This is a genomic window from Bordetella sp. 2513F2 (genome assembly GCF_054642735.1).
This window is the reverse complement of the sequence record NZ_CM137755.1, coordinates 2,979,758-3,004,135: the sequence shown is the minus strand read 5'-3', so window position 1 is coordinate 3,004,135 and position 24,378 is coordinate 2,979,758. Positions and strand designations below refer to the sequence as shown.

General features: G+C 70.3%; 20 protein-coding genes. 5 read left to right on the top strand and 15 right to left on the bottom strand.

All coding sequences use genetic code 11. From position 1 onward, the window contains the following. Nucleotides 1–145 precede the first annotated feature (145 nt). From efp to ACYBYQ_RS14275, 3 genes are all read right to left on the bottom strand, one after another. Nucleotides 146–703: an elongation factor P gene (gene efp / locus ACYBYQ_RS14285; protein WP_459614864.1), complete on the bottom strand. Its 558-nt coding sequence runs from the start codon at nucleotides 701–703 to the stop codon at nucleotides 146–148. A 181-nt stretch (nucleotides 704–884) separates the two neighbouring features. Next, the gene (earP, locus tag ACYBYQ_RS14280; RefSeq protein WP_459614862.1) at nucleotides 885–1,994 is read right to left on the bottom strand and encodes an elongation factor P maturation arginine rhamnosyltransferase EarP; all 1,110 of its coding nucleotides are present in this window, start codon (nucleotides 1,992–1,994) and stop codon (nucleotides 885–887) included. Between the two features lie 22 nt (nucleotides 1,995–2,016). Then, nucleotides 2,017–3,219 (bottom strand): DUF2863 family protein, encoded by a 1,203-nt coding sequence (locus tag ACYBYQ_RS14275; protein ID WP_459614861.1) that lies wholly within the window; start codon nucleotides 3,217–3,219, stop codon nucleotides 2,017–2,019. A 166-nt stretch (nucleotides 3,220–3,385) separates the two neighbouring features. Between ACYBYQ_RS14275 and ACYBYQ_RS14270 the strand changes: the two genes are divergently transcribed. Next, nucleotides 3,386–4,177: a DODA-type extradiol aromatic ring-opening family dioxygenase gene (locus ACYBYQ_RS14270; protein ID WP_459614859.1), complete on the top strand. Its 792-nt coding sequence runs from the start codon at nucleotides 3,386–3,388 to the stop codon at nucleotides 4,175–4,177. Between the two features lie 11 nt (nucleotides 4,178–4,188). Here the strand turns inward: ACYBYQ_RS14270 and ACYBYQ_RS14265 are convergent, their stop codons facing one another. From ACYBYQ_RS14265 to ACYBYQ_RS14250, 4 genes are all read right to left on the bottom strand, one after another. Continuing rightward, nucleotides 4,189–5,097, bottom strand: a complete 909-nt coding sequence (locus ACYBYQ_RS14265; RefSeq protein WP_459614858.1) for an NAD(P)-dependent oxidoreductase — start codon at nucleotides 5,095–5,097, stop codon at nucleotides 4,189–4,191. A gap of 44 nt (nucleotides 5,098–5,141) precedes the next feature. Continuing rightward, a complete protein-coding gene (locus ACYBYQ_RS14260) occupies nucleotides 5,142–6,137 on the bottom strand; it encodes a Bug family tripartite tricarboxylate transporter substrate binding protein (protein ID WP_459614856.1) in 996 nt (331 codons plus the stop codon). A 67-nt stretch (nucleotides 6,138–6,204) separates the two neighbouring features. Continuing rightward, complete coding sequence (locus ACYBYQ_RS14255; protein ID WP_459614854.1) at nucleotides 6,205–7,632, bottom strand: MmgE/PrpD family protein; 1,428 nt, start codon at nucleotides 7,630–7,632, stop codon at nucleotides 6,205–6,207. A 26-nt stretch (nucleotides 7,633–7,658) separates the two neighbouring features. Further along, nucleotides 7,659–8,660: a Bug family tripartite tricarboxylate transporter substrate binding protein gene (locus tag ACYBYQ_RS14250; protein ID WP_459614852.1), complete on the bottom strand. Its 1,002-nt coding sequence runs from the start codon at nucleotides 8,658–8,660 to the stop codon at nucleotides 7,659–7,661. Nucleotides 8,661–8,812: 152 nt separating this feature from the next. On the opposite strand from ACYBYQ_RS14250, the gene ACYBYQ_RS14245 reads away from it, so the two are divergent. Next, nucleotides 8,813–9,685, top strand: coding sequence for a LysR substrate-binding domain-containing protein (locus ACYBYQ_RS14245; protein ID WP_459614851.1), 873 nt, complete (start codon nucleotides 8,813–8,815; stop codon nucleotides 9,683–9,685). A 66-nt stretch (nucleotides 9,686–9,751) separates the two neighbouring features. On the opposite strand, the gene acnA is transcribed toward ACYBYQ_RS14245, so the two are convergent. The 3 genes from acnA to ACYBYQ_RS14230 all read right to left on the bottom strand — a co-directional run bounded on the left by acnA (nucleotide 9,752) and on the right by ACYBYQ_RS14230 (nucleotide 16,892). Beyond that, nucleotides 9,752–12,457: an aconitate hydratase AcnA gene (gene acnA, locus ACYBYQ_RS14240; RefSeq protein ID WP_459614850.1), complete on the bottom strand. Its 2,706-nt coding sequence runs from the start codon at nucleotides 12,455–12,457 to the stop codon at nucleotides 9,752–9,754. A gap of 198 nt (nucleotides 12,458–12,655) precedes the next feature. Beyond that, complete coding sequence (locus ACYBYQ_RS14235; RefSeq protein ID WP_459614849.1) at nucleotides 12,656–16,228, bottom strand: ABC transporter ATP-binding protein/permease; 3,573 nt, start codon at nucleotides 16,226–16,228, stop codon at nucleotides 12,656–12,658. Between the two features lie 49 nt (nucleotides 16,229–16,277). Then, nucleotides 16,278–16,892 (bottom strand): transglycosylase SLT domain-containing protein, encoded by a 615-nt coding sequence (locus tag ACYBYQ_RS14230; RefSeq protein ID WP_459618793.1) that lies wholly within the window; start codon nucleotides 16,890–16,892, stop codon nucleotides 16,278–16,280. Between the two features lie 136 nt (nucleotides 16,893–17,028). Between ACYBYQ_RS14230 and ACYBYQ_RS14225 the strand changes: the two genes are divergently transcribed. The 3 genes from ACYBYQ_RS14225 to ACYBYQ_RS14215 all read left to right on the top strand — a co-directional run bounded on the left by ACYBYQ_RS14225 (nucleotide 17,029) and on the right by ACYBYQ_RS14215 (nucleotide 20,354). Further along, nucleotides 17,029–17,949 carry a LysR family transcriptional regulator gene (locus ACYBYQ_RS14225; protein ID WP_459614848.1) on the top strand — a complete coding sequence of 307 codons (921 nt, stop codon included), beginning with the start codon at nucleotides 17,029–17,031 and terminating at the stop codon, nucleotides 17,947–17,949. Nucleotides 17,950–18,054: 105 nt separating this feature from the next. Further along, nucleotides 18,055–19,029: a Bug family tripartite tricarboxylate transporter substrate binding protein gene (locus ACYBYQ_RS14220; protein WP_459614847.1), complete on the top strand. Its 975-nt coding sequence runs from the start codon at nucleotides 18,055–18,057 to the stop codon at nucleotides 19,027–19,029. Nucleotides 19,030–19,067: 38 nt separating this feature from the next. Beyond that, nucleotides 19,068–20,354 (top strand): M28 family peptidase, encoded by a 1,287-nt coding sequence (locus ACYBYQ_RS14215; protein WP_459614846.1) that lies wholly within the window; start codon nucleotides 19,068–19,070, stop codon nucleotides 20,352–20,354. Nucleotides 20,355–20,391: 37 nt separating this feature from the next. On the opposite strand, the gene ACYBYQ_RS14210 is transcribed toward ACYBYQ_RS14215, so the two are convergent. The 5 genes from ACYBYQ_RS14210 to ACYBYQ_RS14190 all read right to left on the bottom strand — a co-directional run bounded on the left by ACYBYQ_RS14210 (nucleotide 20,392) and on the right by ACYBYQ_RS14190 (nucleotide 24,327). Beyond that, nucleotides 20,392–20,664: an oxidative damage protection protein gene (locus tag ACYBYQ_RS14210; RefSeq protein ID WP_459614844.1), complete on the bottom strand. Its 273-nt coding sequence runs from the start codon at nucleotides 20,662–20,664 to the stop codon at nucleotides 20,392–20,394. Nucleotides 20,665–20,710: 46 nt separating this feature from the next. After that, on the bottom strand, nucleotides 20,711–22,066 hold the full coding sequence (argA, locus tag ACYBYQ_RS14205) for an amino-acid N-acetyltransferase (RefSeq protein ID WP_459614843.1): 1,356 nt from the start codon (nucleotides 22,064–22,066) through the stop codon (nucleotides 20,711–20,713). Nucleotides 22,067–22,225: 159 nt separating this feature from the next. Beyond that, on the bottom strand, nucleotides 22,226–22,900 hold the full coding sequence (locus tag ACYBYQ_RS14200) for an amino acid ABC transporter permease (RefSeq protein WP_459614841.1): 675 nt from the start codon (nucleotides 22,898–22,900) through the stop codon (nucleotides 22,226–22,228). A gap of 6 nt (nucleotides 22,901–22,906) precedes the next feature. Beyond that, nucleotides 22,907–23,584 (bottom strand): amino acid ABC transporter permease, encoded by a 678-nt coding sequence (locus tag ACYBYQ_RS14195; RefSeq protein ID WP_459614839.1) that lies wholly within the window; start codon nucleotides 23,582–23,584, stop codon nucleotides 22,907–22,909. Next, nucleotides 23,581–24,327, bottom strand: coding sequence for an amino acid ABC transporter ATP-binding protein (locus ACYBYQ_RS14190; RefSeq protein ID WP_459614837.1), 747 nt, complete (start codon nucleotides 24,325–24,327; stop codon nucleotides 23,581–23,583). Before ACYBYQ_RS14190 ends, ACYBYQ_RS14195 begins: the two co-directional genes overlap by 4 nt. Nucleotides 24,328–24,378 lie beyond the last annotated feature (51 nt).

Sequence of the window (24,378 nt, the reverse complement as noted above, 5' to 3'; positions counted from 1 at the left end):
CTTGCCGCGTCATGCAGGCCTGGGGCAAAACAAAAAACCCCGGGCCGGGACGACGCATCGTCCCGGCCCGGGGTCCGGTTGCTGCATGGCGCCGGCCGCATCCGCATGGCGGATTGCGACCCGACGCGAGGTCAGCAGCGGGTGATCAATTCACGCGGCTGCGGTACTCGTGCGTACGGGTGTCGATCTCGATCTTGTCGCCGATGGCGCAGAAGAGCGGCACGTTCAGTTCGAAGCCGGTGTTGATCTTGGCGGGCTTGAGCACCTTGCCCGAGGTGTCGCCGCGCACGGCGGGCTCGGTGTAGGTGATTTCGCGCACCAGGATGGTGGGCAGTTCGACCGAAATGGCGCGGCCTTCGTAGAACACCACCTCGACGGGCATGCCTTCCTCGAGATAGTGCAGGGCGTCGCCCATGCTCTCGGCCTCGATCTCGTACTGGTTGTACTCTTCGTCCATGAACACGTACATGGGGTCGGCGAAGTAGGAGTAAGTGCACTCCTTGCGCTCGAGCACGACCACGTCGAACTTCTCGTCGGCCTTGTACACCGACTCGCTGTTCGAGCCGTTGAGCAGGTTCTTGAACTTCAGCTTCACGACAGCGGCGTTGCGGCCGGACTTGTTGTATTCGGCCTTCTGGACCACGAGGGGGTCCTTGCCGACCATGACCACGTTGCCGACTCGCAATTCCTGAGCGGTTTTCATCGATTAAAACTCCGGGGAGGATGGTGCGCACTCGCCGTGCTTGCGCGAAAGACGTTCCGCGCCCCGGGAGGCCGTAGTTGTACTACTGTTGGTTGCAGTGCGGGTTGCAGTGCATGCCCTGAACCCGGATCGGGCGCAGGCTACCCTACCCAGCCGAGCATGCCTTGTAAAGCTCTCTATTCTAACCCGGATTTGGGCGGGCCGTACAAAACGCCACCAGGCGGTCGGCCAGGTCGGGGCGGCCGGCCAGCTCGGCGTCCCAGGCGCGCGCATGGGCGGCCCAGCGTCCCCAGGCAGGCTCGTGCAGCGCCTGGGCCAGGGCGGTGCCGAGCGGCGCGTCGCCGCTGCGGTTCCAGGCCCGTATCAACGCCTCGGCCGCGGGGGGCGCGCCATAGCGTTCCAGCCAGGCTTCCAGCTTGGGCAGGTGGGCATCTTCGTCCTGCGGGTAGATCTGCCATACCAGCGGCCGGGCCGCCCAGCCTGCGCGCACCAGGGAGTCCTCGCCGCGCACGAAATTCAGGTCGCAGCACCACAGCAGCCTGTCGTAGTCGGGCTGTGCAACGAACGGCACGCGCGCCAGCGTAAGCGCGCTGTCCGGGGGGCAGGCCGCCTCCAGGCCCGGCGCGATGCCCGAGGGGGCCAGCAGCAAGGTCGGGCGGGGGCCGGCGGCCAGCGCTGCCGCCAGCTCGACCCAGGGCGCATGGGGGTAGCAGAACAGGCTGACCAGCCGTGCGCCCGCGTCCAGCGGCGCCAGCTGGGCCGGCGTGAGGCCCAGCCGTTGCAGCCATGTCCGGCGGGCGGCGGGGCTGGCCTGCAGCGCATCGCGCTCGGCCGACAGGCCCGGCTCGCGCAGCAGGCCGCCCGTGCCGGACGTGTAGCCCGGGAAGAAGAAATACTTGACCAGTCCGTCGGCGCGTTGCGAAGGCAGGCCATGGCAGGATTCGACCCAGGCTTCGGCGCTCAGGTATTCCAGGTTGATCCACAGCGGCCGGCGCTGCCGCATCGACGCCACGAACTGCGCGGGCGGGTCGCAGGCAAAGGCTTCGATCACCACGTCGCCGGGTTCGGGTAGCGGGGTTTCTGGCGTCCAGTGCAGGATCTCCACGCCGTCCACGGCCTGCCGCGGCAGGCCTGGCTGCACGCCGGGCTGGATGCGTGCGAAGCTGGCGAGGTCGTCGACCCACAGCCGCAGCCGCCAGCCGTGGCCATGGGCCAGGCGCCGTGCCAGGCGCCAGCAGACGCCGATGTCGCCGTAGTTGTCGATCACACGGCAGAACAGATCGGCGCGCATGGGGAAGCCTTGCCGCGGGCGTTCAGTGGAAATGCGTGGGGGCGGCTTCGGCGTCTTCGGGCAGTTCGGCATGCACGAGTTCGCCCAGCGGATTGGGGAATTGCGGCGCGCCGCAGTCTTCGCAGTAGTCCAGCGGCAGCACGCCCGGGATGCGGCGCACTTCGGCCACGCCGTACTCCTTGAGCTGCGCGGCGATCTGGTCCACTGCATCGGGCTGCGTGTCGTCGGCGGGAGGATCGTCTTCGCGGCCATACAGCGGCCACACGCAGCCGTAGTACACGTCGTTGCTGTTGCGCGCCGTGAAGCCGATGCGGTATTCCTCGATCTGCGATTCGCCGCAGCCCGCCACCACCGCACGCAGCTGGGCGGGCGCCAGGCCCACCGCGCCTTCCAGCCAGGTGACGGCGGCTCGCAGCGCCAGCGGTCGCACCTGGCGGTCGGCGTCGCGATTGCTGACGTAGTAGGCGTCGGGCAGCAGGCACTCGATGCCGCAGCCGGGCAGCAGCGTGGCCAGGGTGGGCTGGGCCTGCGCCACCCATTGCTCCAGGCAGGCCTGCCGGCTGGAGGCAGGGTCTTCGGGATGTTCCTGCCAGCGGAAGATCGGGGCGTTCTCCTCTGCGGCCACGGCCGCCACCAGGTAGCGCGTGTCGGCCAGCATGTTGGCGGTCTCGACCTCGGCGTTCACGGCCGGCTTGGTGGTCTCGGCGCCCAGCGCCTGCGTGCCCAGCCGGTGCAGCCACTGCCACGTTTCCGAGAAGGTGCGCGGCATCTGGTCGATGCTGACCAGGTGCGGCAGCAGCGCGACCCGCGTGCCGGAGGCCAGGACGTGGCCGTGCAGTTGCGCGAGCAGCGCCTCGCGCGCCGCCGGCGGGATCGGGCCCGTGGGGATGGTGTAGCGCGTCCAGGCGGCGATCGGCGCGATGACGAGCAGCACGTCGTAGCGCACGCCGTTCTTTTCGATCTGCATGGACTCCGACAGGGTCTCGGCCTGCTCGATGAGCGCCTCGTAGGCGCCGGTGTCGTTCTGCGCCAGGTGGTCCAGCGCGGATTCCAGCGGGGCGTCGTGGCCGAGCCGCAGCTGGCGTGTCACGACTTCGGCCAGGCGCGCCTCCCAGTAGCGGTCTTCGACACGGCTGCCGGAGTGGTTCAGGGCCTGGGAAAGCGCGACCAGGCGGGCGGCTTCGCGGGTCAGGCGTGTGGCAGTGCGTTGACGGGAACGGGCCATGAAGTCTCTGGGCGCTATCTTGAATGGGGAACCCGTGATTTTACCCCCGCCCGGCGGGCGGCTGGATTGGTGCCGTCCGGGCAACGGTGCATCCCGCAAACCGGTGCTTATCGCGCGCGGCAGGCCCGGCGACAATGACGGGTATTCCCTCCTGCAGAGATTCATCATGCGCTGGCCCGCCCTGTTCGTTTCCCACGGATCGCCGATGCTGGCGGTCGAGCCCGGCCGCACCGGCCCCGCGCTGGCGGGCTGGGCCGCCGCCCAGGCCGCGCGGCCGACGGCCGTGCTGGTGGTGTCGCCGCACTGGCGGGGCCATGGCATGGCTGTGTCCACGCGCGACCGCCAGGTCGCCTGGCACGACTTCGGGGGCTTTCCCGAGCCCTTGTACCAGCTCGACTATGCGGCGCCCGGCTCGCCCGCGGTCGCGTCGCGCGTGGTGGACGTGCTGCGCGATCGCGGCATCGCGGTGGCGAGCGACCCTGCCCGGCCCCTGGACCACGGCGCCTGGGTGCCGCTGCGCTACCTGTATCCGCAGGCCGACGTGCCGGTGGTGCAGCTGTCGCTCGATGCCGCCCGCGATGCCCGCGGCCAGTACGAGCTCGGCCAGGCGCTGGCGCCGCTGCGCGACGAGGGCGTGCTGGTGATCGGCTCGGGCTCGCTCACGCACAACCTGCGCCATATGCGCATGCCGCACGACGCTCCCCCCTCCGCCTATGTGCCGGCGTTCCAGGCCTGGTACGCGCAGCAGCTGGCCGAGGGCCGGCTCGACGCGCTGCTGGACTGGCAGCGCCAGGCGCCCGCGGCCGACCAGGCGCATCCCACCGACGAACACCTGATGCCGCTCTACGTGGCGCTGGGGGCGGGCGGGCTGCCGGCGCGGCGGCTGGTCGACGAGATCAGCTACGCGGCCCTGGCGATGGACGCCTATGCGTTCGGCGAGCAGCCCCAGGGGCGCTGATCCCGCGGGGCTCAGTCCGCCTTGCGGCCGGCGCGCACCTGCACGCCGGCCCAGTCTTCCAGCACGCGGGCCACGTCGGAGTAATCGGCATCGGCGCCGCAGACGGCGTTGGTGATCACCAGCAGCTCGCGTACGGCCGAGCCCACCATCATGGGTACGCCGTGGTGTTCGGCTTCCTCCAGGCAGAGCCGCACGTCCTTGTGGGCCAGGCGCGCGGCGAAACCCACATTGAAGGTGCCGGTGAGCACGGCCTTCGGGAACTTGTCGACCGTGGCGGAGTTGCGGCCCGAGCCTGCATTGATGACGTCTATCATCGTGCTGGGGTCCAGCCCCGCCTTCACGCCCAGCGCCATGGCTTCGGAGGTGATGGCGACGGCGGTGGCCGACAGCAGGTTGTTGGCCAGCTTCATGACCTGGGCCTGGCCGGCCTCGCGTCCCAGGTAGAACGGTTTTCCGAAATGGCCCAGCACCGGCTCCAGCCTTTCATAGAGAGCAGGCGGGCACGCGGCCATGACGGCCAGCGTGCCGCGTTCGGCTCCCGCCGTGCCGCCGCTGACCGGCGCGTCGACGTAGTCCATGCCCTGTTGCGCAAGCAGTTCGAACGCCCGGCGAGCCGCCTTCGGGCCGATGGTCGACAGGTCCACGACGACCTTCGCGCGCCCGGCGCGGGCAAGCCCCTGGTCTGCCGACAGGACGTCCTCCACGACTTTGCCGTCCGGCAGGCTGAGGAACACCACATCGGCCGCGTCGCCCACCTCCCGGGCGGTGGCGTGGGCCGTCGCGCCGCGACCGGCCACGCGCCGCACGGCCGCGGCATCGCGGTCCATCACGTGCAGCGCATGGCCGGCGTCGAGCAGGCGGTTCGCCATCGGGCCGCCCATATTGCCCAGGCCGATGAATCCGTAGACGGTCTTGTCCATGTGCGTGTCCTCTCAAGTTGACAGTAAGGCAGGCGGCAGTGCGCCTAGCGGGGCTGCGGCCCGCGGGGTTGCAGCCCGATTTCGCGGGCCAGTGCGGCCAGCTGCTGCTGGTCGCGTTGCAGCATGCGGGTGAAGCCCTCGGGGCTGCGCGCCTCGACCGACGGGATCTGGGCCGCCAGTTGCTCGATGCGCGTGCGGAACCCGGGCGATTCGACCGCCTGCGACAGCGCCCGCGCCAGCGAGTCGATGACCGGCTTCGGCGTTCCCTTGGGCGCCACCAGGCCGTTCCAGATCTGCAGGTCGAACTGCGGCAATCCGCCCTCGGCGAAGGTGGGCACGTCTGCCAGCTGCGGCAGGCGTCCGGGCGACGCCACGGCGATCGCCTTGACCCGCTTGTCCCGGTGCAGGGGAATCATGGTCACCGTCTGGTCGATCACCGCGTCGATGGTGCCGCCCATGAGGTCGGTGAGCGCCGGGCCGGAGCCGCGGTACTGCACCAGCTCGCCGTTGCCGCTGGCCATGCGCAGGAACATGGCTTCGGCCAGGTGGGCGGTGGTGCCCGGCCCGCCCGAGCCCAGGTTGGGCCGCAGCGCGCCGCTGCGCATGCGCGCCAGCAGGGTCGGCAGGTCCGGGATGCCGCTCTGGTTGCTGACGCTCAGCACCATGGGCACATTCGCGACCGTGCCGATGGCCGTGGTATCGGCCACCACGTCGATGCCGGACTGGGGCTGCAGCAGCGGGATCAGCACCATGGAATTGTTGCTGAACATCAGCGTGTAGCCGTCCGGCGCCGACCGGGTGAGCCGCTGGAACGCCAGCAGCCCGCCCACCCCCGCCACGTTCTCCACGATGACGGGCTGCCCGATGACGGCCGATAGCGCGTTGCCGAGCAGCCGGGCCAGGGCATCCAGGCTCCCGCCGGGCGCGACGCCCAGCAGGATGGTGACGGGACGGTCCGGGAACGCCAGCGCCGAGGCGGGCGAGCCCAGGCCGAGGCACAGGACCAGGCAGGCAAGCAGTCGCCCGAGGTAGCGGTTCATGGTGGTCTCCTTGTCTCGTCTCGGTGAGCTGCGGGTGCAGCGGGGAGGCCGGCGTCGACCAGCCGGTTCAGCGCCTGGCCAGCAATCGCGCCAACGGCGCGACGGAGGCGGCGCGGTCCAGCCCGCCTATGGCTTCCAGGCATGCCGTCGTGGCGGATTCCGGCAGGCCTGCCAGCGGGAACAGGCGCCGGAACTTGGCTTCCACGTCGCGCCATTCGATGCCGCGCGCGCCGGAGCCACGCGGCATCCTGCAGGTGCCGCGGTGCACGGCGCCGTTCTTCATGTGGATGGCCACCGATCCGCCGTGCCGGTGCGGGAAGCGGTCCGGCAGCGGCGGTGGGGCGGGGTCGAACTCCACCTTGTCCTGCAGCGCGGCGATCGCCGGGTCCGCCATCTTGGCCGGGTCCATGTGCTCCCAGCCGAAGGCGCCGTCCACGATGGCGGCAGCCACGAAATACACCAGGCTGTGCGCCGCGTCGACCAGGTTGCGCGGGTGCGGCTCGCCCTTGAAGTGCGTCCATTGCACCGCAGCTGAAATGACCACGCGCTCGATGTCCTCGGGCCGCAGGCGGCCCGCGCCGGCCGCCGCGGCGGCGGCATCGGCGGCCGCCTCGGCCGTGGCGTGGAAGGGATGGGCGCCGGGCATGAGCTTGATCGCCATGTCGGTCACGATGTCCCAGGACGCGCCCCAGTCGCGCGTGATGTCCTGCAGGTCCTGGCCGCCCAGCGCATGCAGGAAGCCGCGCGGCTGCTCCAGCACGCCCGGCTCGCCCCGGAAGCCGCGCTGTGCCGCCAGTGCCGCGCGCACGCCAGCGCCCGCGGCGAGCCCGGCATGGTATTCACGGGCGCAGCTGGTGTCCGCCGCAATGGCCATGCCGCCTATGGAGGTGGCCGACAGCGCGATGGCATGCGTGAGCCTGTCCGCGTCCAGCCGCAGCAGCAGGCCGGCAGTCACGCAGGCGCCGAACACGGTCGAGTACGAACCGTGGAAGCCGCGCTGCATGCGGCCCGGCGTCAGGGATTCGTCGATCCGCCCCGCCACTTCATAGCCCAGCGCCATGGCCGCCAGGACGTCCCTGCCGCCGGCAGCCTCGCGTTCGCCCACGGCCAGTGCCGTGGCGGAAACGATGGTGCCGATGTGGGCGATGCTGCGCATGTCGCTGTCGTCCGAGGCCGCGGCATCGCTGGCCGCCGCATTCACGCTGGCGGCGCTGGCCAGCGGCAGCCGCGCGGCGTCGAACCAGACGGCGGCCGCCGGCGTGCCGCCGTCGGCCAGCGCGATGTCGCGCAGGATGCGCGCCGACTCGATGGTGTAGCCCATGGCCGCGCTTGCCAGGGTGCTGGCCAGGCTCATCTTGGCGTGCTCCAGCGCCAGGCCCGGCAGGGCATCGGCAGGCGTGGCCAGCACGAGGTCGGCCAGGATGCGCGCCAGGGGACGCGGCGCGGCGCCGGGCGCGCTCGAGGGAGAGGACTGCACGGTAAGGGGTTCCTTCATGTGGACGCAGGCGGCACGGGCGCCCGTCAGTTGGCCGTGGCGCCGAGCTGCTTGAGCAGCGGCACCCAGGTGGCGAGATCCCGGCGCACCAGGGCCTCGAATCCGGACGGCGGCGGCAGCGGCTGTTCCGGCAGCGTGAAGCCCTGGCCCAGCAGCTTGTCCCGCACGCCGGGCTGGCTCATCACCTGGTCGAGCGCGGCATGCAGGCGCGCCGTCACCTCCGCCGGCAGCCCCGCGGGCCCCACCAGGCCCCACCAGAGCGTGACCGAATAGCCCGCGAGGCCGCTCTCGTCCAGGGTGGGCACGTCGGGCAGCAGGGTGGAGCGCTTGGGGCCCGTGACGGCGAGCGGCCTCAGCTTGCCGCCCCGGACCAGTCCGATCGCGGCCGGCAGGTTGTACAGGCCCATGTCCACGTCGCCGCTGATGATGGCCGCGAGGCCCTGCGGCGCGCCGGTGTAGGGCACGTGCAGCAGCCGCTTGTCCAGGCGCTGCGCGAGGGTCGCGCCGGCGATGTGGTGGCTGGTGCCCACGCCGCTCGAGGAATAGCGGAAGGTTTCCGGCGGCTTTTCCTTGATGGCGGCGAGCAGCGCAGCCACGTTGTCGTAGGGCGATTTTTCGGCCACGACCAGCAGGTTCTGGACGTCGGCGATCTCGCTCACGAACGAGAAGTCCTTGATGGAGTCGTAGCCGGGCTCGGCATACAGCACCTGGTTGTTCACGAAGGTGCCCTGTGCCGCGATGCCCAGGGTGTAGCCGTCCGGCCTGGCGCGCGCGATGTCCGCGGTGCCGATGGTGCCGCCGGCGCCGCCCTTGTTTTCCACGACCATCGGCTGGCCGAGCCGGGTGGCCAGTTCCGACGCCACCAGCCGCGACAGCGTGTCGGCGGCGCTGCCCGCGGCGAACGGCACGATGAGCCGGATGGGGCGGTCGGGATAGGCCGCCTGGGCATGGGCCGCCTGCGCCGCCAGGCAAGACAAGGGTGCCAGCGCCAGGGCATACGCCCAGCGCCGCCAGTGCTTGGTGGTCATGAGAGTCTCCTCCGCCCGGGTGCCTCGTGCGCCGGTATGGCGCCGATGGCCCCGAAACTTGATTTGGATTGTGATGCTAGGCAGACTGTAGGCGCGTTTTCTCCGTGCGTCTGTCGAAAGTTATTGCTCGACAATTGAGCTGGATTCAATCAATGCACAAACTCAGGAACCAGCTCGGATCGTTGCGCGTGCTCGATGCCGTGCGTCGCTGCGGCGGGGTGGGGCGTGCCGCCGAGGTGCTGCACATCACGCCCGGCGCGGTAAGCCACCAGTTGCGCAAGCTGGAGTCCGACCTGGGCGTGCAGCTGGTCTGCAAGGACGGCCGCGACCTCGCCTTCACCGAAGCCGGCGCCGAACTGGCGGCCCAGGCAGCGGGCCTGTTCGACCGGCTGGAATCGCTGCTGGCCCGCACGGCCGAGGCAGGCGCCACGCGCCGCATCCGGGTCAAGGTGATCCCGAGCTTTGCCATCAAGTGGCTCATGCCGAGGCTGGGCTCGCTGTACGAACGGCACCGCGACATCGATATCGAAGTCGCCACCGTCGCGCGGGCCGACGACACCGGCCTGCACAACGCCGATTTCGTCGTGCGCCGCGGGCTCGGCGACTGGCCCGGCCTGCGGGCCGACCTGCTGTTCTCCGACGAACTGGTGCTGGCGTGTGCGCCCGCGGTGGCGCAGCGCCTGCGCACGCCGGCGGACGTGCTGGAGGAAACGCTGCTGAAGTCGATGATCGCGCCCGACAGCTGGGACCGCTGGCTGCGGTCGGCCGGGCTGGCGCCCGGCCCCGCCACGCGCTTCATCCCGCTGGCCAACGCCGTGCTGTGCCTGCAGGCGGCCGCCGAAGGCGTGGGCGTGGCGGTGACGCAGCGGGCCTACCTGGAGCACGAATTCGCCACCGGCATGCTGGTGCAGCCGCTCGCGCACGCGGCGCTGAGCGGCGAGGGCTATTTCCTGGTGAGCGATCCGGTGCGGTCTGCCGGCGCACCGTTCAGCCTCTTCGCCGGATGGATGCTGGGCCAGAAATGAGCGCCGGCGCGCCATGCAGGCAGAGGGCCGCACGCTGCGGCCGTCTGCCTGCGCCTGCCCGGCGGATCAAGCCGCGAGCAGCTGCCGCAGCACGAAGGGCAGGATGCCGCCGTGCTTGTAGTACTCGACCTCGATCGGCGTGTCGATGCGCAGCATCAGCGTGACGTCCTGGGTGCTGCCGTCCTCGCGGTGTATGGTGAGGGTGACGTCCTGCATGGGCTTGATGCCGTCTTCCAGGCCGGAGATGTCGTAGGTCTCGCGGCCGGTGATGCCCAGGCTCTCGACGCTGTCGCCGCCCTTGAACTGCAGGGGCAGCACGCCCATGCCCACGAGGTTGTTGCGGTGGATGCGTTCGAAGCTGCGGGCCACCACGGCCTTCACGCCCAGCAGCTGGGTGCCCTTGGCGGCCCAGTCGCGCGACGAGCCGGTGCCGTATTCCTCTCCGCCGAACACCACGGTGGGCGTGCCCTGGGCAACGTACTTCATGGCGGCGTCGTAGATGGACATCTGTTCGCCGCCCGGCTGGAACAGCGTCTCGCCGCCCTCGACGCGGCTGCCGTCCGGCAGCGGCGGGATCATGAGGTTCTTGATGCGCACGTTCGCGAAGGTGCCGCGCATCATGATCTCGTGGTTGCCGCGGCGCGAACCGTAGCTGTTGAAGTCGGCCTTCATCACGCCGTGCTCCTTCAGCCACTTGCCGGCCGGCGAGGTTTCCTTGATCGAGCCCGCCGGCGAGATGTGGTCGGTGGTGACGGAGTCCCCGAAGATGCCCAGCGCGCGGGCGCCCTTGACCACGGGCAGCGCGCCCGGCGTCATGTCGAAGCCCTGGAAGAAGGGCGGCTCGGCGATGTAGGTGGACTCGGGCCAGTCGTAGGTGTCGCCGGTGACGCCCTTGATGTTCTCCCAGAGCTTGCCCGGGTTGTTCTTGACCTGGCTGTAGTTCTTCTTGAAGCTGTCGGCGTTCATGGCGAACTTCATCAGCTCGTCGATCTCTTCGGAGCTCGGCCAGATGTCGCCCAGCCATACGTCGCCGTTCTTGCCGCGGCCCACCGGCTCGGTCATGAGGTCGCGCGTGATGGTGCCGGCCAGCGCGTAGGCCACCACCAGCGGCGGCGAGGCCAGGAAATTGGCCTTGATGTTGGGATGGATGCGCGCCTCGAAGTTGCGGTTGCCCGACAGCACCGCGGCGCAGACCAGGTCGTTGGAGACGATGGCCTCGTTGAGGTCGGGCGCGAGGTCGCCGGCGTTGCCGATGCAGGTGGTGCAGCCGTAGGCCGCCACGTCGAAGCCCAGCTTCTCGAGGTAGGGCAGCAGGCCCGTCTTGGTGAGGTATTCGGTGACCACGCGCGAGCCGGGGGCCAGCGAGGTCTTCATGTGCTTGGGCACCTTGAGGCCGGCTTCATAGGCTTTCTTGGCCAGCAGGCCCGCCGCCAGCATCACGCTGGGGTTCGATGTGTTGGTGCAGGACGTGATCGCGGCGATGAGGATGTCGCCGTTCTTCAGTTTGGTGCCTGCGCTGGTGGTGAAGGTCTGCTCCAGCTTCTCTGCCGGCTGGTTGAAGCCGTTCTGGGCCACCGGCTTGGAGTAGAGGTCGATGAAGGTGTTCTTGACGTTGCCGATCTCGATGCGGTCCTGGGGCCGCTTGGGGCCGGCCAGCGAGGGCGCCACCGTGGACAGATCCAGCGTGAGCAGCTTGGTGTAGTTGATGTCCTGGGCCGCGGGCACGCCGAACATGTCCTGCGCCTTGAAATAGGCCTCCAGCGCGGCGATTTCCTCGTCGGTGCGGCCGGTGCCGCGGAAATAGTCGATGGTGCGTTCGTCGACCGGGAAGAAGCCCATGGTGGCGCCGTATTCGGGCGCCATGTTGCCGATGGTGGCGCGGTCGGTGACGCTCAGGCTGGCCGTGCCTTCGCCGCAGAATTCCACGAACTTGCCCACCACCTTCTCGCGGCGCAGCATCTCGGTGATCGTGAGCACCAGGTCGGTGGCGGTGACGCCGCCGCGCAGCTGGCCCTTGAGTTCCACGCCCACCACGTCGGGCGTGAGGAAGTAGACGGGCTGGCCGAGCATGCCGGCCTCGGCCTCGATGCCGCCCACGCCCCAGCCGACCACGCCGATGCCGTTGATCATGGTGGTGTGGCTGTCGGTGCCGACCAGCGAGTCGGGGTAGTACACGTCGGTTTTCTTGTCGTGGTGCACGCCGCGGGCCAGGTATTCCAGGTTCACCTGGTGCACGATGCCGAATCCCGGCGGCACGACGCCGAAGGTGTCGAAGGCCTGCATGCCCCATTTCATGAACTGGTAGCGTTCCTTGTTGCGCTGGAATTCCAGTTTCATGTTGAGGTCGAGCGCATTCTTCGTGCCGAAGTAGTCGATCATCACGGAGTGGTCGACCACGAGGTCCACCGGAACCAGCGGTTCGATGCGCTTGGGGTTCTTGCCCATCTTGGCGGCCACCGAGCGCATGGCGGCGATGTCGGCCAGCAGCGGCACGCCGGTGAAGTCCTGCAGTACCACGCGGGCCACCACGAACGGGATCTCGTCTTCGCGCCTGGCGTTGGGCTGCCAGGCCGCCAGCTGCCGCACGTGTTCCTCGGTGACCTTCTGGCCGTCGCAGTTGCGCAGCACCGACTCCAGCACGATGCGGAGGGAGACGGGCAGGCGCTGCACGTCCACGCCCAGGGATTTGCCCAGGGCTGGCAGCGAATAGAACTGACAGGTTTTCTTGCCGATCTTGAAAGTCTTGAGCGTATCGAGCGTGTTGTGCGGCATGATGGACTCCGTGGGTGTTTGACCGCGTGAAGACGCCATTTTGTGGCGTTTTGGCGCGCTTGTCATTCTAGGGCGTTAACAGGCCCTGGGGCGGACCGATGTGGCCCGGCAGCAGCATAGGTCTTATATCTTATATAAGACTTGGGGCGGCCGTCAAAGTTCCGCGCAGGCCGGCGCGGTGGCCGCGCCGGCCCTGTCTCACGCTGCCTGCCGGGCCGCCGCGAGCTGCCGCTGCACCAGGTGGGCGTAGGCGCCGCCGCGGCGCAACAGCGCCTCGTGGGTGCCCGATTCCACGATGCGGCCGCCGTCCACCACCGCGATGGTGTCGGCCTGGCGGATGGTGGACAGGCGGTGCGCGATGATGAGCGTGGTGCGGTGGCGCATCAGCTCGGCCAGCGCCTGGTGGACCTGGGCCTCGCTGATCGCGTCCAGGTGCGACGTGGCCTCGTCCAGGACCAGGATGGGCGCGTCGCGCAGGAATGCCCGGGCGATCGCGATGCGCTGCCGCTGGCCGCCCGACAGGGCCACCCCGCGTTCGCCCACCCGGGTCTGCAGCCCCTCGGGCAGGCCGGCCACGAAATCGGCCAGGGCGGCGCGCTCGACCGCCAGCGCCACGTCGGCCGCGCCGGCATCGGGGCGGGCCAGCCGGATGTTCTCTTCCAGCGTGCCGTTGAGCAGCCAGGTGTCCTGCGCCACCAGCGCGATGCGGCGGTAGAGGGCGTCCAGCGTGAGGTCGGGCAGCGCGACGCCGTCGATGCGCACGCTGCCCTGCTGTGGATCCCAGAAGCGCAGCAGCAGGCTGGCCAGCGTGCTCTTGCCTGCGCCGGAAGGGCCGACCAGCGCCAGCGTTGCCCCGGCAGGCAGCGACAGCGTCACGTCGCGCAGCGCGGGGCGATGCCGGCCGGGGTAGGTGAAGCCCACGCCTTCGAAGGCCAGCGGCAGTCCGGCCGGGGCCAATGGCGGAGCCAGCGTACCGTCCTTGATCAGCACGGGCTCGTCATGGATGGCGCGCAGGCGGCGGGCGGAGGCCAGGGTGTCCGCCAGCTGGCGGCTCACCTGGGCGATTTCCGATACCGGCAGGAAGGCCGCCACCGAGAGCAGCATCAGCAGAGGCAGCAGGCTGGCCGACAGCGCGCCCTGCGCCACCCACCAGGCGCCTGCCGCCGCCACCGCCAGCCCGCCCATGCCGGTGGCGATTTCCAGCAGGGCGCTTTGCCGCGACAGGTCGGCCAGCAGCGCCAGGCGCACCCGCTGGTAGTCGGCTGCAATGGCCAGGAACGCCGCGCGCCGCCGCCCCGTGGCCGAGAAGGCCACGAGGTCGGACAGGCCCTGGATGGTTTCCGACAGGTGCGCGCCGAGCAGGCCCAGCGCCTGCCGGGCCCGGTTGCCCTGCGCGTCGACGCGCGCCCGGTTCAGCCAGGGCGCCAGGCCGGCCCACAGCAGGAAGGGCAGCAGCGCCAGCATCAGCGGCCATGCGGCCAGGCCCAGCACGGCCAGCACCACCGCGGGCACCAGCACTGCCACGAAGGCGGGCGCCACCGTGTGGGCGTAGAAGTACTCGACCGTCTCCACGTCCTGGGTGGCCAGGCCGACCAGGTCGCCGGCGCGCCGCCGCAGCAGGTAGGCCGGCGCCAGGGCTTCCAGCTTCCGGTACAGCGCGATGCGCATTTCCGCCAGCAGTTCATAGGCGATGGCATGGGCCAGCCAGGATTCGATCCAATGCAGGACGGCTGCGGCCACGGCCGCCGCGAACAGGCCGGCCAGGAGGCCGCCGAAGGGCTCGCCGTCCTTGAGTCGGGCTATGACCAGCGCACCCAGGACGGATACGCCGATGAAGGCCGCCACGCGCCCTATGCCGCTGGCGACGGTGGCGGCGAAGCGGCGCCTCCAGGGTCCGATGATCTGCATCAGCGTCTGCACCGCCTGGCGCGTGCCCACCTGCCTGGCCTCGGCCTCGAGGGGAACGGGGGCAGGCCGACCGGCGTCGGCGGCCGCGGCGCCGGGCGTCGTCCCGTCTGCGGCTGCAGGCAGCGCCGATGCCTGGGCCGGACCCTGCTGGGCGCCCATCAGCCGCCGGTACAGCGTATCGCCGGCCATGAGCGTGCGGTGCGTGCCGGTCTCGACGATGCGGCCCCGGTCCAGCACCAGGATGCGGTCGGCGTTGATCACGCTGGACAGCCGGTGCGCCAGCACCAGGGTCGTGCGGCCCCGGCTGAGCCGGTCCAGCGCCTGCTGTATCCCGGCTTCGTTCTCCGCGTCCACCGACGACAGGGCTTCGTCCAGCACCAGCACCGGCGTATCGCGCAACAGGGCGCGCGCGATCGCCAGGCGCTGCCGCTGGCCTCCCGACAATTGCGTGCCGCGTTCGCCCAGCACGGTCTGGTAGCCCTGGGGCAGGGCCGTGATGAAGTCGTGGGCGTTGGCTGCGGCCGCCGCCGCGCGCAGCTGTCCGGGCGTGGCGTCAGGCCGGGCCAGCAGCAGGTTCTCCTCCACCGTGCCATGGAACAGGATGCTGTCCTGCGCCACCACCGAGATGCGCGCGCGCACGGCTTCGGGGTCCAGCGTGCGCAGGTCGCTGCCGCCGAACTCGATGACGCCCGACTGTGGATCATGCAGGCGCAGCAGCAGGCGCACCAGGGTGGACTTGCCCGAGCCGCTGGGTCCCACGATGCCCACACGCTCGCCGGCCCGGATCTCGAAATCCATGCCCTGGTGCGTGACCTGGCGGCCGCCGGGGTAGGCGAACACGACGTTCCTGAACGCGATCGACAGGCCGCCCCGCGCGGCGGCCGGCGCCGTGCCTCCGCCTTGCGGGGAGGGCGTGGTGGCGTCCAGCAGGGCGCGCACGCTGGCAGCCGCGGACTGCCCCATCAGCCCCTGGTGCAGCACCGAGCGCAGGTCGCGCAGCGGCCGGAAGATCTCCGTGCCTGCCATCAGCACCACCAGCAGGGCAGCCAGGCTCATGCGCCCCTCCGATACCCGCCAGGCGCCCAGCGCCAGGGCGGCCGCCGCACCGACGGTGATGCCGATGTCGGTGGCGAAGCGGGCCGATACTTCGCGGCCCAGCACCTTGAACGTGTTGTCCGACAGGGCGCGTGCGCGCTGCGCCAGGCGTTCGCCCCAGGCGCGGCTCTGCCCGAAGGCCTTCAGCGTGGGCAGGCCCTGCACGGCGTCCAGGAACTCTTCGCCGAACGCCTTGAAGGCCTGGGCGCGGCGGCGGGACGCGTCCTTGTGGCTGCGGTGCGCGACCAGCGGCAGGACCAGCGTGACGAGCGCCGCCGCCAGCAGGACCAGGGCCACCGGCCAGTCCCACCAGGCGATGAAGGCGAAGATCATGACGGGGGCGCAGGCGGCGATGAACAACTGGGGCAGATAGCGCCCGAAGAAGCTCTGCAGCTGTTCCACGCCGTCGATCACGGCCAGCATGACGCCGCCCGTGCGCTGGCCGCCGAACCAGGCCGGCCCCAGCTCCACGATCTTGTCGTGGAGCCGCGCGCGCAGGGCGTCCTGGATCCGTGCCGCATTGGCATTGGCCAGCCGGTTCAATCCGTGCTCGAGGCCGCCGCGCAGCACGATGGCCGCAGCCGCGCCCGCCAGCGGCCACCACAGCGCCGGGCCGTCCATGCCGGCAAAGAGCCGCGCCAGGAACTGGCCCAGCAGCGCGAAGCGCGCAATGCCGGCGGCCAGGCCCAGCAGCCCCAGCAGGCCGCACAGCAGCATGCGCGCCCGCACGCCGCGGGTCATGGCCCAGAGTGTGGAATCGAAGTACATGGTGTATCCCTTGCCGTGGGCGCCAGGATAGCGCAGGCACGATGCGCGATCAGAAGAGGCCGAAGAGGCCGCCGCGGCCGAGTTCCTTCTCGCACCCCCGATACTGCGCGCCGAAGCGCTCGGCGCGGGCCTGCACCAGCGACGCCACCCGCTTGAGCCAGGCCTTGCCGTCGTAGCTGCGCTTGCGATAGCCGGTCCAGCCCTCGTGGTAGTTCAGGTATTGCCCATAGGCGTCCCATTTGGACACGCCGTTGATCTGCTGGGTCTTGCTGATGTACCAGCCCATGAAGTCGAGCGCGTCGCCGAAGTCGTCGCGGCTGCGGAACCAGCCGCCCGCCTCGCGCCGGTAGTCGGCCCAGGTCTCGTCCTTGGCCTGCGCATAGCCGTAGGCCGAACTCACCCGGCCCCACGGGATGAAGCCCAGGAAGTAATAGCGCGGGGGCAGGGCGTCGTGCCGGAAGCTGGATTCCTGGTACATCATGGCGAACGGCACCTGCACCGGCACCCCCCATTTCTGGCGCACGCGCAAGGCGGCGTCGTGCCAGTCGGGCTTCTCGCGGAAGATGGCGCAAAGGTCTTCCGGGTTGGCGGGCGGTGTGGTGGCGCAGCCGGCGAGCAGCGCGGGAAGCAGGAGGAGGGGCAGCAGCGGTCGCGGCAGTGTCATGGCCAGGATGCCCCAGGGCCCGGGGCGGCTGATCGGCATGCCGCATTCTAAGCGCAGCGGGCGGCATCCGGCATGACGCCCACCCGGCCTACAATGCGGACGGGCGCCCGATACGCCGCGCCCGGCATGCCCGCTCATGAAAGGCTCACGCAACTCCCTCACCTCGCTGCGCATCTTCGCCACGGCCGCCCGGACGCTCAACTTCAGCCGCGCGGCCGAATTGCTCAATCTCACGCAGAGCGCGGTCAGCAAGCACGTCGGCGCCCTGGAGGCGCGGCTGGGCTGTGCGCTGTTCAAGCGCCTGCCCACCGGACTGCGCCTGACCCACGCCGGCGCGCTGTACCTGGAGAAGGTGGCGGCCGCCCTGCGGCTGCTGGACGAGGCCGATGCACTGGTGGCCCAGCCCGACTCGCGGGTGGCCCTGAACCTCGCCGTCTCGCCTTCGTTTGCCCAGTTCTGCCTCATTCCCGGACTGCGGGAGTTCTTCGACCGGCATCCCGAGGTGCGGCTCAACGTGAGGCCGCGGCTGCTCCACGGCCGCGACCGGGCCGAGCGCTTCGACGCCGAGATCCAGCTCCATACCGGCCAGGTGTCGGGCATGTCGGCGCAGTATCTGTGCGGCCGCGAAATGACGCTGGTGGCCGCGCCCGCGCTGCTGGCGCGCACGCCGGTGCGCGCCCTCGAAGACCTGGACCGCGTGCCGCTACTCAAGCGGGCCCAGCGCGGCTACGGCTGGGACGAATGGCGGGCAGACGTGGCGCCGCTGTGGCCGGGGCCGTCCGCCACGGCGCCGGAGTACGAGGGCTTTTCCGTGCTGATGCCGGCCGTGCTCAATGGCCTGGGCGTGGCCATCGTGCCGCTGTGCATGGTGCTGGAGCCGCTGCGCACGGGTCAGCTGGTGCGCCCGCTCGGCGAGGTGGTGGAAGGCCGCTACGGCTATTACCTGCTGCAGCCGCGGCCCAACGTCGGCGGGCCGTATGCCGACGCGCTGTGCGCCTGGCTGGTGGAGCGCACGGCGGGCCTGAATCGCCAGGCCGGGAAGCTCGCCGGCCGCTGATGCGCTATTCCACAATGGAATAGCGCATGCACATACTTCCTTTGCCTGCCGGCGCGCCCGGGCACAGAATGCGGGGGCTATTCAACCCGGATTCCAGAACACATCATGCACAAGTGGAAAAAACTGCTGGGCGCCGCCGCCCTGCCTCTGTTCTTTGCAGCCCACGCGGCCCAGGCCGCGTATCCCGACAAGCCGGTCAAGGTGGTCGTGCCGTACGCCGCCGGCGGCAGTTCCGACGTGATCGCGCGCGGCATCAGCGACGTGCTGAGCGCCGAGCTGGGCCAGCCGGTGGTGGTGGAGAATCGGGCCGGAGCCGGTTCCATGATAGGCACGGCCTATGTGGCCAGCGAGGCGCCGGACGGCTACACGCTGCTGCTGGCCGACGTGCCGTTCACCATCGTGCCGGCCCTCTACAAGGAACGCGTGCGCTACGACGCGCGCAAGGACTTCGCCCCGGTGGCGCTGCTGGGCGTGTCGCCCATGTACCTGTTCGTGAACCCGGGCTTCGATGCCCAGACCGTCGAGGCGCTGGTGGCCCAGGCCAAGGCCAGGCCCGGCCTGATCTCCATGGGCTCGGGCGGCAATGGCTCGTTCACGCACCTGATGGCCGAGCTCTTCATGCTCAAGACCGGCACCAGCCTGGTCCACGTTCCCTACAAGGGCGCTTCGGCCTCGGTGAGCGACCTGGCCGGCGGCCAGATCGAAAGCAGCTTCACCACCATGCCCACCGCCGCGGCCCTGTACCAGGCGGGCAAGCTCAAGCCCATTGCCGTGTCCTCACCCGAGCGCCAGGCCGACACGCCCGACGTCCCCACCTTCAAGGAAATGGGCCTGCCCGATCTCACCGTGCAGAGCTGGTGGGGCCTGATGGCGCCGGCCGGCACGCCGCAGCCGGTGATGCAGCGCCTGGAACAGGCCATGGCCAAGGTGATGCAGGCCGATTCGGTCAAGGAGCGCCTGTCCAGCGTGGGCGTGAGCCTGCCACAGGAAACCGGCGCCCGCGCGCTGCAGGACTACCTCACCACCGATTTCGCCCGCTGGCAGGACGTGGTGCAGCGCGCCGGGATCAAATTCGAATAACGACGAAGGGGCGGGCGCAAGCCCCGCCCGCGAGAGACATGACGAACTGGTTGCAAGAGGCCGCCGCCGATGCGGCGCTGATGGACGATTTCCTCGCGATCTGCGGTTTCGGCGGGCGCCGCTCCGGCTCCGGGCAGGACGAGGCCGCGATGGACTGGGCACTGGAGCGCCTGCGCGCCGTGGCCCCCGGGGTACGGCGGCTGGCCGTGCCCTATGACGGCTGGACATGCCGCCGCGCCAGCCTGGCCTTGCTCGAGGCCGACGGCGAGCAGCCGCTGGCCTGCCACGCGCTGCTGCGCTCGGCGTCCACGCCGGCCGACGGACTGCAGGCCGAGGTGCTGGACCTGGGCCCCGGACGCGTCGACGACTTCGCGCGCGCCGCCGGGGCCGTGCGCGGCCGCATCGTGCTGGTGCGCCACGAATACCCGTTCACGCCCGACCACGTGCACCGCCGGCGCAAATACGACATGGCGGTCGCCGCGGGCGCGGCGGGCTTCCTCATCGCCAATCCCCTGCCTGGCGCCGGGGTGCTGTCCGGGTCTTCCGGCCGGCCCCGGGGCGGCGACGGCATTCCGGCGGCCTACATCGACGCCGAGGCGGCGGCCCGCCTGGCGCCGGCGGCCGGCCGGCCGGCGCGCGTGCGCCTGTGCATCGAGGGCGAGGAACTGGAGGGCGCGCAGGCGGCCGTCGGCATACTCGACATTCCCGGCGGGCGCGACAGCCGCATCGTCATCAGCGCGCACATGGACGGCCACGAGCTGGGCTGCAGCGCGCTGGACAATGCCACCGGCGTGGCGGTGGCCCTCGCCGCCGCGCGGCTGCTGGCCCCGCGGGTGGGACCCGGGACGCCGGGCCTGCGCATCTGTTTCTTCTGCGCCGAAGAATGGGCCCTTGCCGGTTCGGCCCGCTACCTCGCCGACATGCCGGAGCCGGAGCGTGCGCGGCTCAAGTTCGACATCAATCTGGACACGGTGGCCGGCGACGACACGCTGACGGCGCTGATCAGCGACTTCCCCGGGCTGCAGACCGTGGTGGGCGCGGCAGCCGAAGACGCCGGCGTGCCGGTGGGCACCTTCCTGCCGCTGATGCCCAATTCGGATCACGCCAATTTTGCGCGCCATGGCATTCCGGCGCTGCGCCTGGTGGCCGGTTTCGGCCGGCCGCAATCACGGGTGAACCACATCCTGTCGGCCGGCGACCTGCCGGGCATCGTGCAGGAAACGGAACTGCGCCGCGCCCTGGCCGTGACGGCGGCGCTGGGCGCCCGCGCGCTGGCCATGGGCGAGGCCGAGCTCGACGCCCTGGCCGCGCGCACGGCGGCCTGAGCAGGGCTTCCGGGGCCGGTCGGCCCCGGCGTGGCGATCAGGCGGAGGGCGGAACGTAGCCCTGCGCCTCGACGGTGCCGTCCTCGAACAGGAAGCGCTCCATCTGCTGCTGCAGGTACTTGCGGGCGCGGGCGTCCGCAAGGTTCAGGCGGTTCTCGTTCACGAGCCGGGTCTGCACCTGCTTCCACTCTTCCCAGGCCTCCTTGGATACCTGCTGCCAGATGCGGGTGCCCAGCTCGCCGGGATAGGGCGGGTAGTCCAGCCCTTCGGCTTCGCGCTTGAGTTTCACACAGTTGATGATACGGGCCATGGTTTTGCTGCCGCTGAGGTTGTAGACCGGATGATTTTAGCCGGCCCTACAGCTTCTTGATGAAGACCAGGCTGTTGCGCGAGCGGTTGTAGTTGTTCTGCTTGTCGCGCGGCAGGTCGGACACGCTGCCCGGCACGAAGCCGCGCTTCATGAACCAGTGCGAGGTGCGCGTGGTGAGCGCGAACAGGCGGCGCGCGCCCATGGCCCGCGCGCGCGACTCCAGGTGGCGCAGCAGCAGCTCGCCCTCGCCCGAGCTCTGCCAGTCGGGATGCACGATCAGGCAGGCCATCTCGGCCATCTGCTCTTCGGGATAGGGGTAGAGCGCGGCGCAGCCGTAGATCACGCCGTCGTGCTCCAGCACGGTGAAGCGGTCGACGTCGCGCTCGATCACGCTGCGCGGACGCGGCACCAGCGTGCCGTCGGCTTCCAGCGGCTCGATCAGGCTCAGGATGGCGCCCACGTCGTCGATGGTGGCCGGCCGCAGGTCGTCCAGCGTGTCCTCGACCACCATGGTGCCGACGCCGTCGTGGGTGAAGATCTCCAGCAGCACGCTGCCGTCGAGCGCATACGGCACCAGGTGGGCGCGGGCCACGCCGCGCTTTACGGCCAGCGACGCATACTGCAGGAACGACTGGGTGTCCTCGTCGAGGTTGCCGGCGCGCAGCAGCGCGTCGGCGTCGGCCCGGGCCAGCTCGGTGTCGACCGAACCGTCGGGATTGAGCACGCCCTGCGATCCCGACAGGAAGATCAGCTTCTCGGCGCGCAGCGCCACCGCCACGCTGGTGGCCAGCTCTTCCATGGCGAGGTTGAAGGCATCGCCGGTGGGCGAAAAGCCCAGCGGCGAAAGCAGCACCACGGAGCCGCGCTCGATGGCGAATTTCAGGGCGTCCACATCGATCTTGCGGACCTGGCCGGTGTGCTGGTAGTCGACGCCGTCGATCACGCCGGCGGGGCGGGCCGTGACGAAATTGCCCGAGATCACCCGGATGTGCGAGCCCGACATGGGCGTATTGGGCAGGCCCTGGCTGAATGCCGCCTCGATGTCCAGGCGGATCTCGCCGGCCGCCTCCTTGGCGCACTCCAGGGCGGCAGTATCGGTGGGCGCCAGGCCCCGGCCGAACTGCTGCGTATAGCCCTTCAGGCGCAACTGCTCGTTGACCTGCGGGCGCGATCCATGGACCAGCACCAGGCGCACGCCCAGCGCCGACAGCAGGGAGAGATCCTGGATCAGCGCATTGAGCGCGCCGGCCTGCACCAGCTCCCCGCCGAAGGCCACCACGAAGGTCTTCCCCCGGAACGAATGCACGTAGGGCGCGACTTCGCGGAACCATCGCACGAACTGGGCGGGGGCGAATTCGGGGGCTTCGAGGGCGGAGAAGGTATCGGCTTCGTGGTCGGACATGATGGCCAGCGTTGTCCTGGTAGCAAGGGGCGGGGCGGGCGCGCTCCGCGGGCGGACGCCGCCGGGGGCGGCGTTGCGCCGAATTATAGGGTGCGCACGGCATGCCGCGCCGCCGGGAACAGGCCGGTTTCGTGGCGCGATATCGCGCCTCCGGGCGGGTCAGCGCGAGGCGATGTGGCGATGTTCCAGGCGGCTGAGCAGCCGCACCACGGGCCACAGCAGCGCCAGGTAGAACAGGGCCGCCAGCACGATGGGCGAGGGGCTGTAGACCAGCGACTGCGCGTCGCGCGCCACACGCAGCAGCTCCGGCAGCGCAACCGCGCTGGCGAGGGTGGTGAGCTTCACCACCTCCAGCGTGTTGCTGATGAGGTCGGGCAGCACGTTGCGCGTGGCCTGGGGGATCTGCACGTGCCACAGGGTCTGGGCGGCGCTCAGGCCGGTGGAGCGCGCGGCCTCGATCTGGCCGCGCGGCACGCTCTCGAGGCCGGCACGGAACACTTCACCGTAGTAGGACGAGTTGTTCAGCATGAAGCCGACGGCCACCGCCAGCAGCTTGGGCAGCTCGATCCCGAGGAACGGCGTGCCGAAGTAGATGAAGATCAGCAGCACCAGCGGCGGCAGGGCGCGGAAGAGGTCGATGTAGGCGGCCAGGAGGAAGCGCGCCCAGCGCTGCCGCAACGTGATCGACAGCACGCCCACGCACAGGCCGCTCGCCAGGCCCACCGGGATCACCAGCGCCGACAGCAGCAGGGTCTGGAGCAGCCCCTGCAGCAGGTGGGGCGCCACCATGCGGTAGACCTCGATGTTGAAGAAGTTGTGCAGGATCTCTTGCATGGCGGGTCAGGCTTTCCACTTGAACCGGGTTTCCGTCCAGCGGCCCAGCAGCACCACCGGCACGAAGATCAGCAGGCAGGCGATCGCCGCCAGGGTCAGCGGCGTGGGATTGCCGGCGTTGCTGCTGGCCGACTGGGCGTTGTTGAGCACTTCGCTCAGGCCCACCACGGAGCCCAGCGCCGTGCTCTTGGTGATGGCGATCACGCGGTTGGTGAGCGGGGCCACGGTGAGGCGCAGCGCCTGCGGCAGCACCACGTACACCATGGTCTGCAGCCAGCCCAGGCCGGTGGAGCGGGCGGCTTCGGCCTGCCCGCGCGGCACCGACAGGATGCCGGCCCAGAAGATTTCCTCGGCGAACGCCGCCAGCACCAGCGACAGCGACAGCCAGGTGGCCGTGAAGGCCGACATGGAGAGGTCGATGTACGGGAAGGCGAAGAACAGCACCATGATCACCACCAGCGGCGGCAGCGCGCGCAGGATGTCGGCGAAGCAGACCACCGCCAGCGTGAGCGGCCATACCCGCAGCGCCCGCAACAGGGCCAGCGCGAGTCCGAGCGCCACCCCCGACGTCGCCACGGCCAGGCCCAGCTGCACCGTGACCCACATGCCGGCCAGGATGTCGGGCAGGTAGCGCCACGCCACGTCGGCGTTGAAGAAGGAATGGGCCAGCGCGTCGAGCTTCATGAGGCGTGTTCGGCCAGGCGGGAAAGAAAGGCCCGGGTGCGCGGCTGCCGCGGCGCGCCGAATACCGCCGAGGGCGGGCCCTCTTCGACGATCAGGCCGCCGTCCATGAACACCACCCGGTCGGCGGCCGCGCGCGCGAAACCCATTTCATGGCTGACCACAACCATCGTCATGCCTTCCTGCTTGAGCTCGCGCATCACCTTCAGCACGCTGCCCACCAGCTCCGGGTCCAGCGCGCTGGTGGGCTCGTCGAACAGCACCACCTTGGGCCGCAGCGCCAGCGAGCGGGCGATGCCCACGCGCTGCTGCTGCCCGCCCGAGAGCTGGTCGGGGTAGGCCCCGGCCTTGTCCGCCAGCCCCACGCGTTCCAGGGCCTCCATGCCGCGCCGCCGGGCCTCGTCGCGCCCCAGCTTCTGCACCTTGCGCAGGGCCAGCGTGACGTTGCCCAGCACCGGCATGTGCCGATAGAGATTGAAGTGCTGGAACACCATGCCGATGTCCTGCCGGATGCGGTTCAGGTCTGCGTTGCGCGCGGTGATCTCCATGCCGTCGATGCGGATGGTGCCGGCGCTGGGTTCCTCGAGACGGTTGCAGCAGCGCAGCAGGCTGCTCTTGCCCGAGCCGGACGGGCCTATCATGAAGACCAGCTCGCCGCGGCGCACGTCCAGGTCGATGCCGCGCAGCACGGCGTTGGCGCCGTAGGATTTGTGCAGGCCGGATATCTGCAGAATCGGTTGGTCCATGTCGCGATCCAGGAAGGTCGGCGGCCGGCCGGCGCCCGCGGGCGTGCCGGC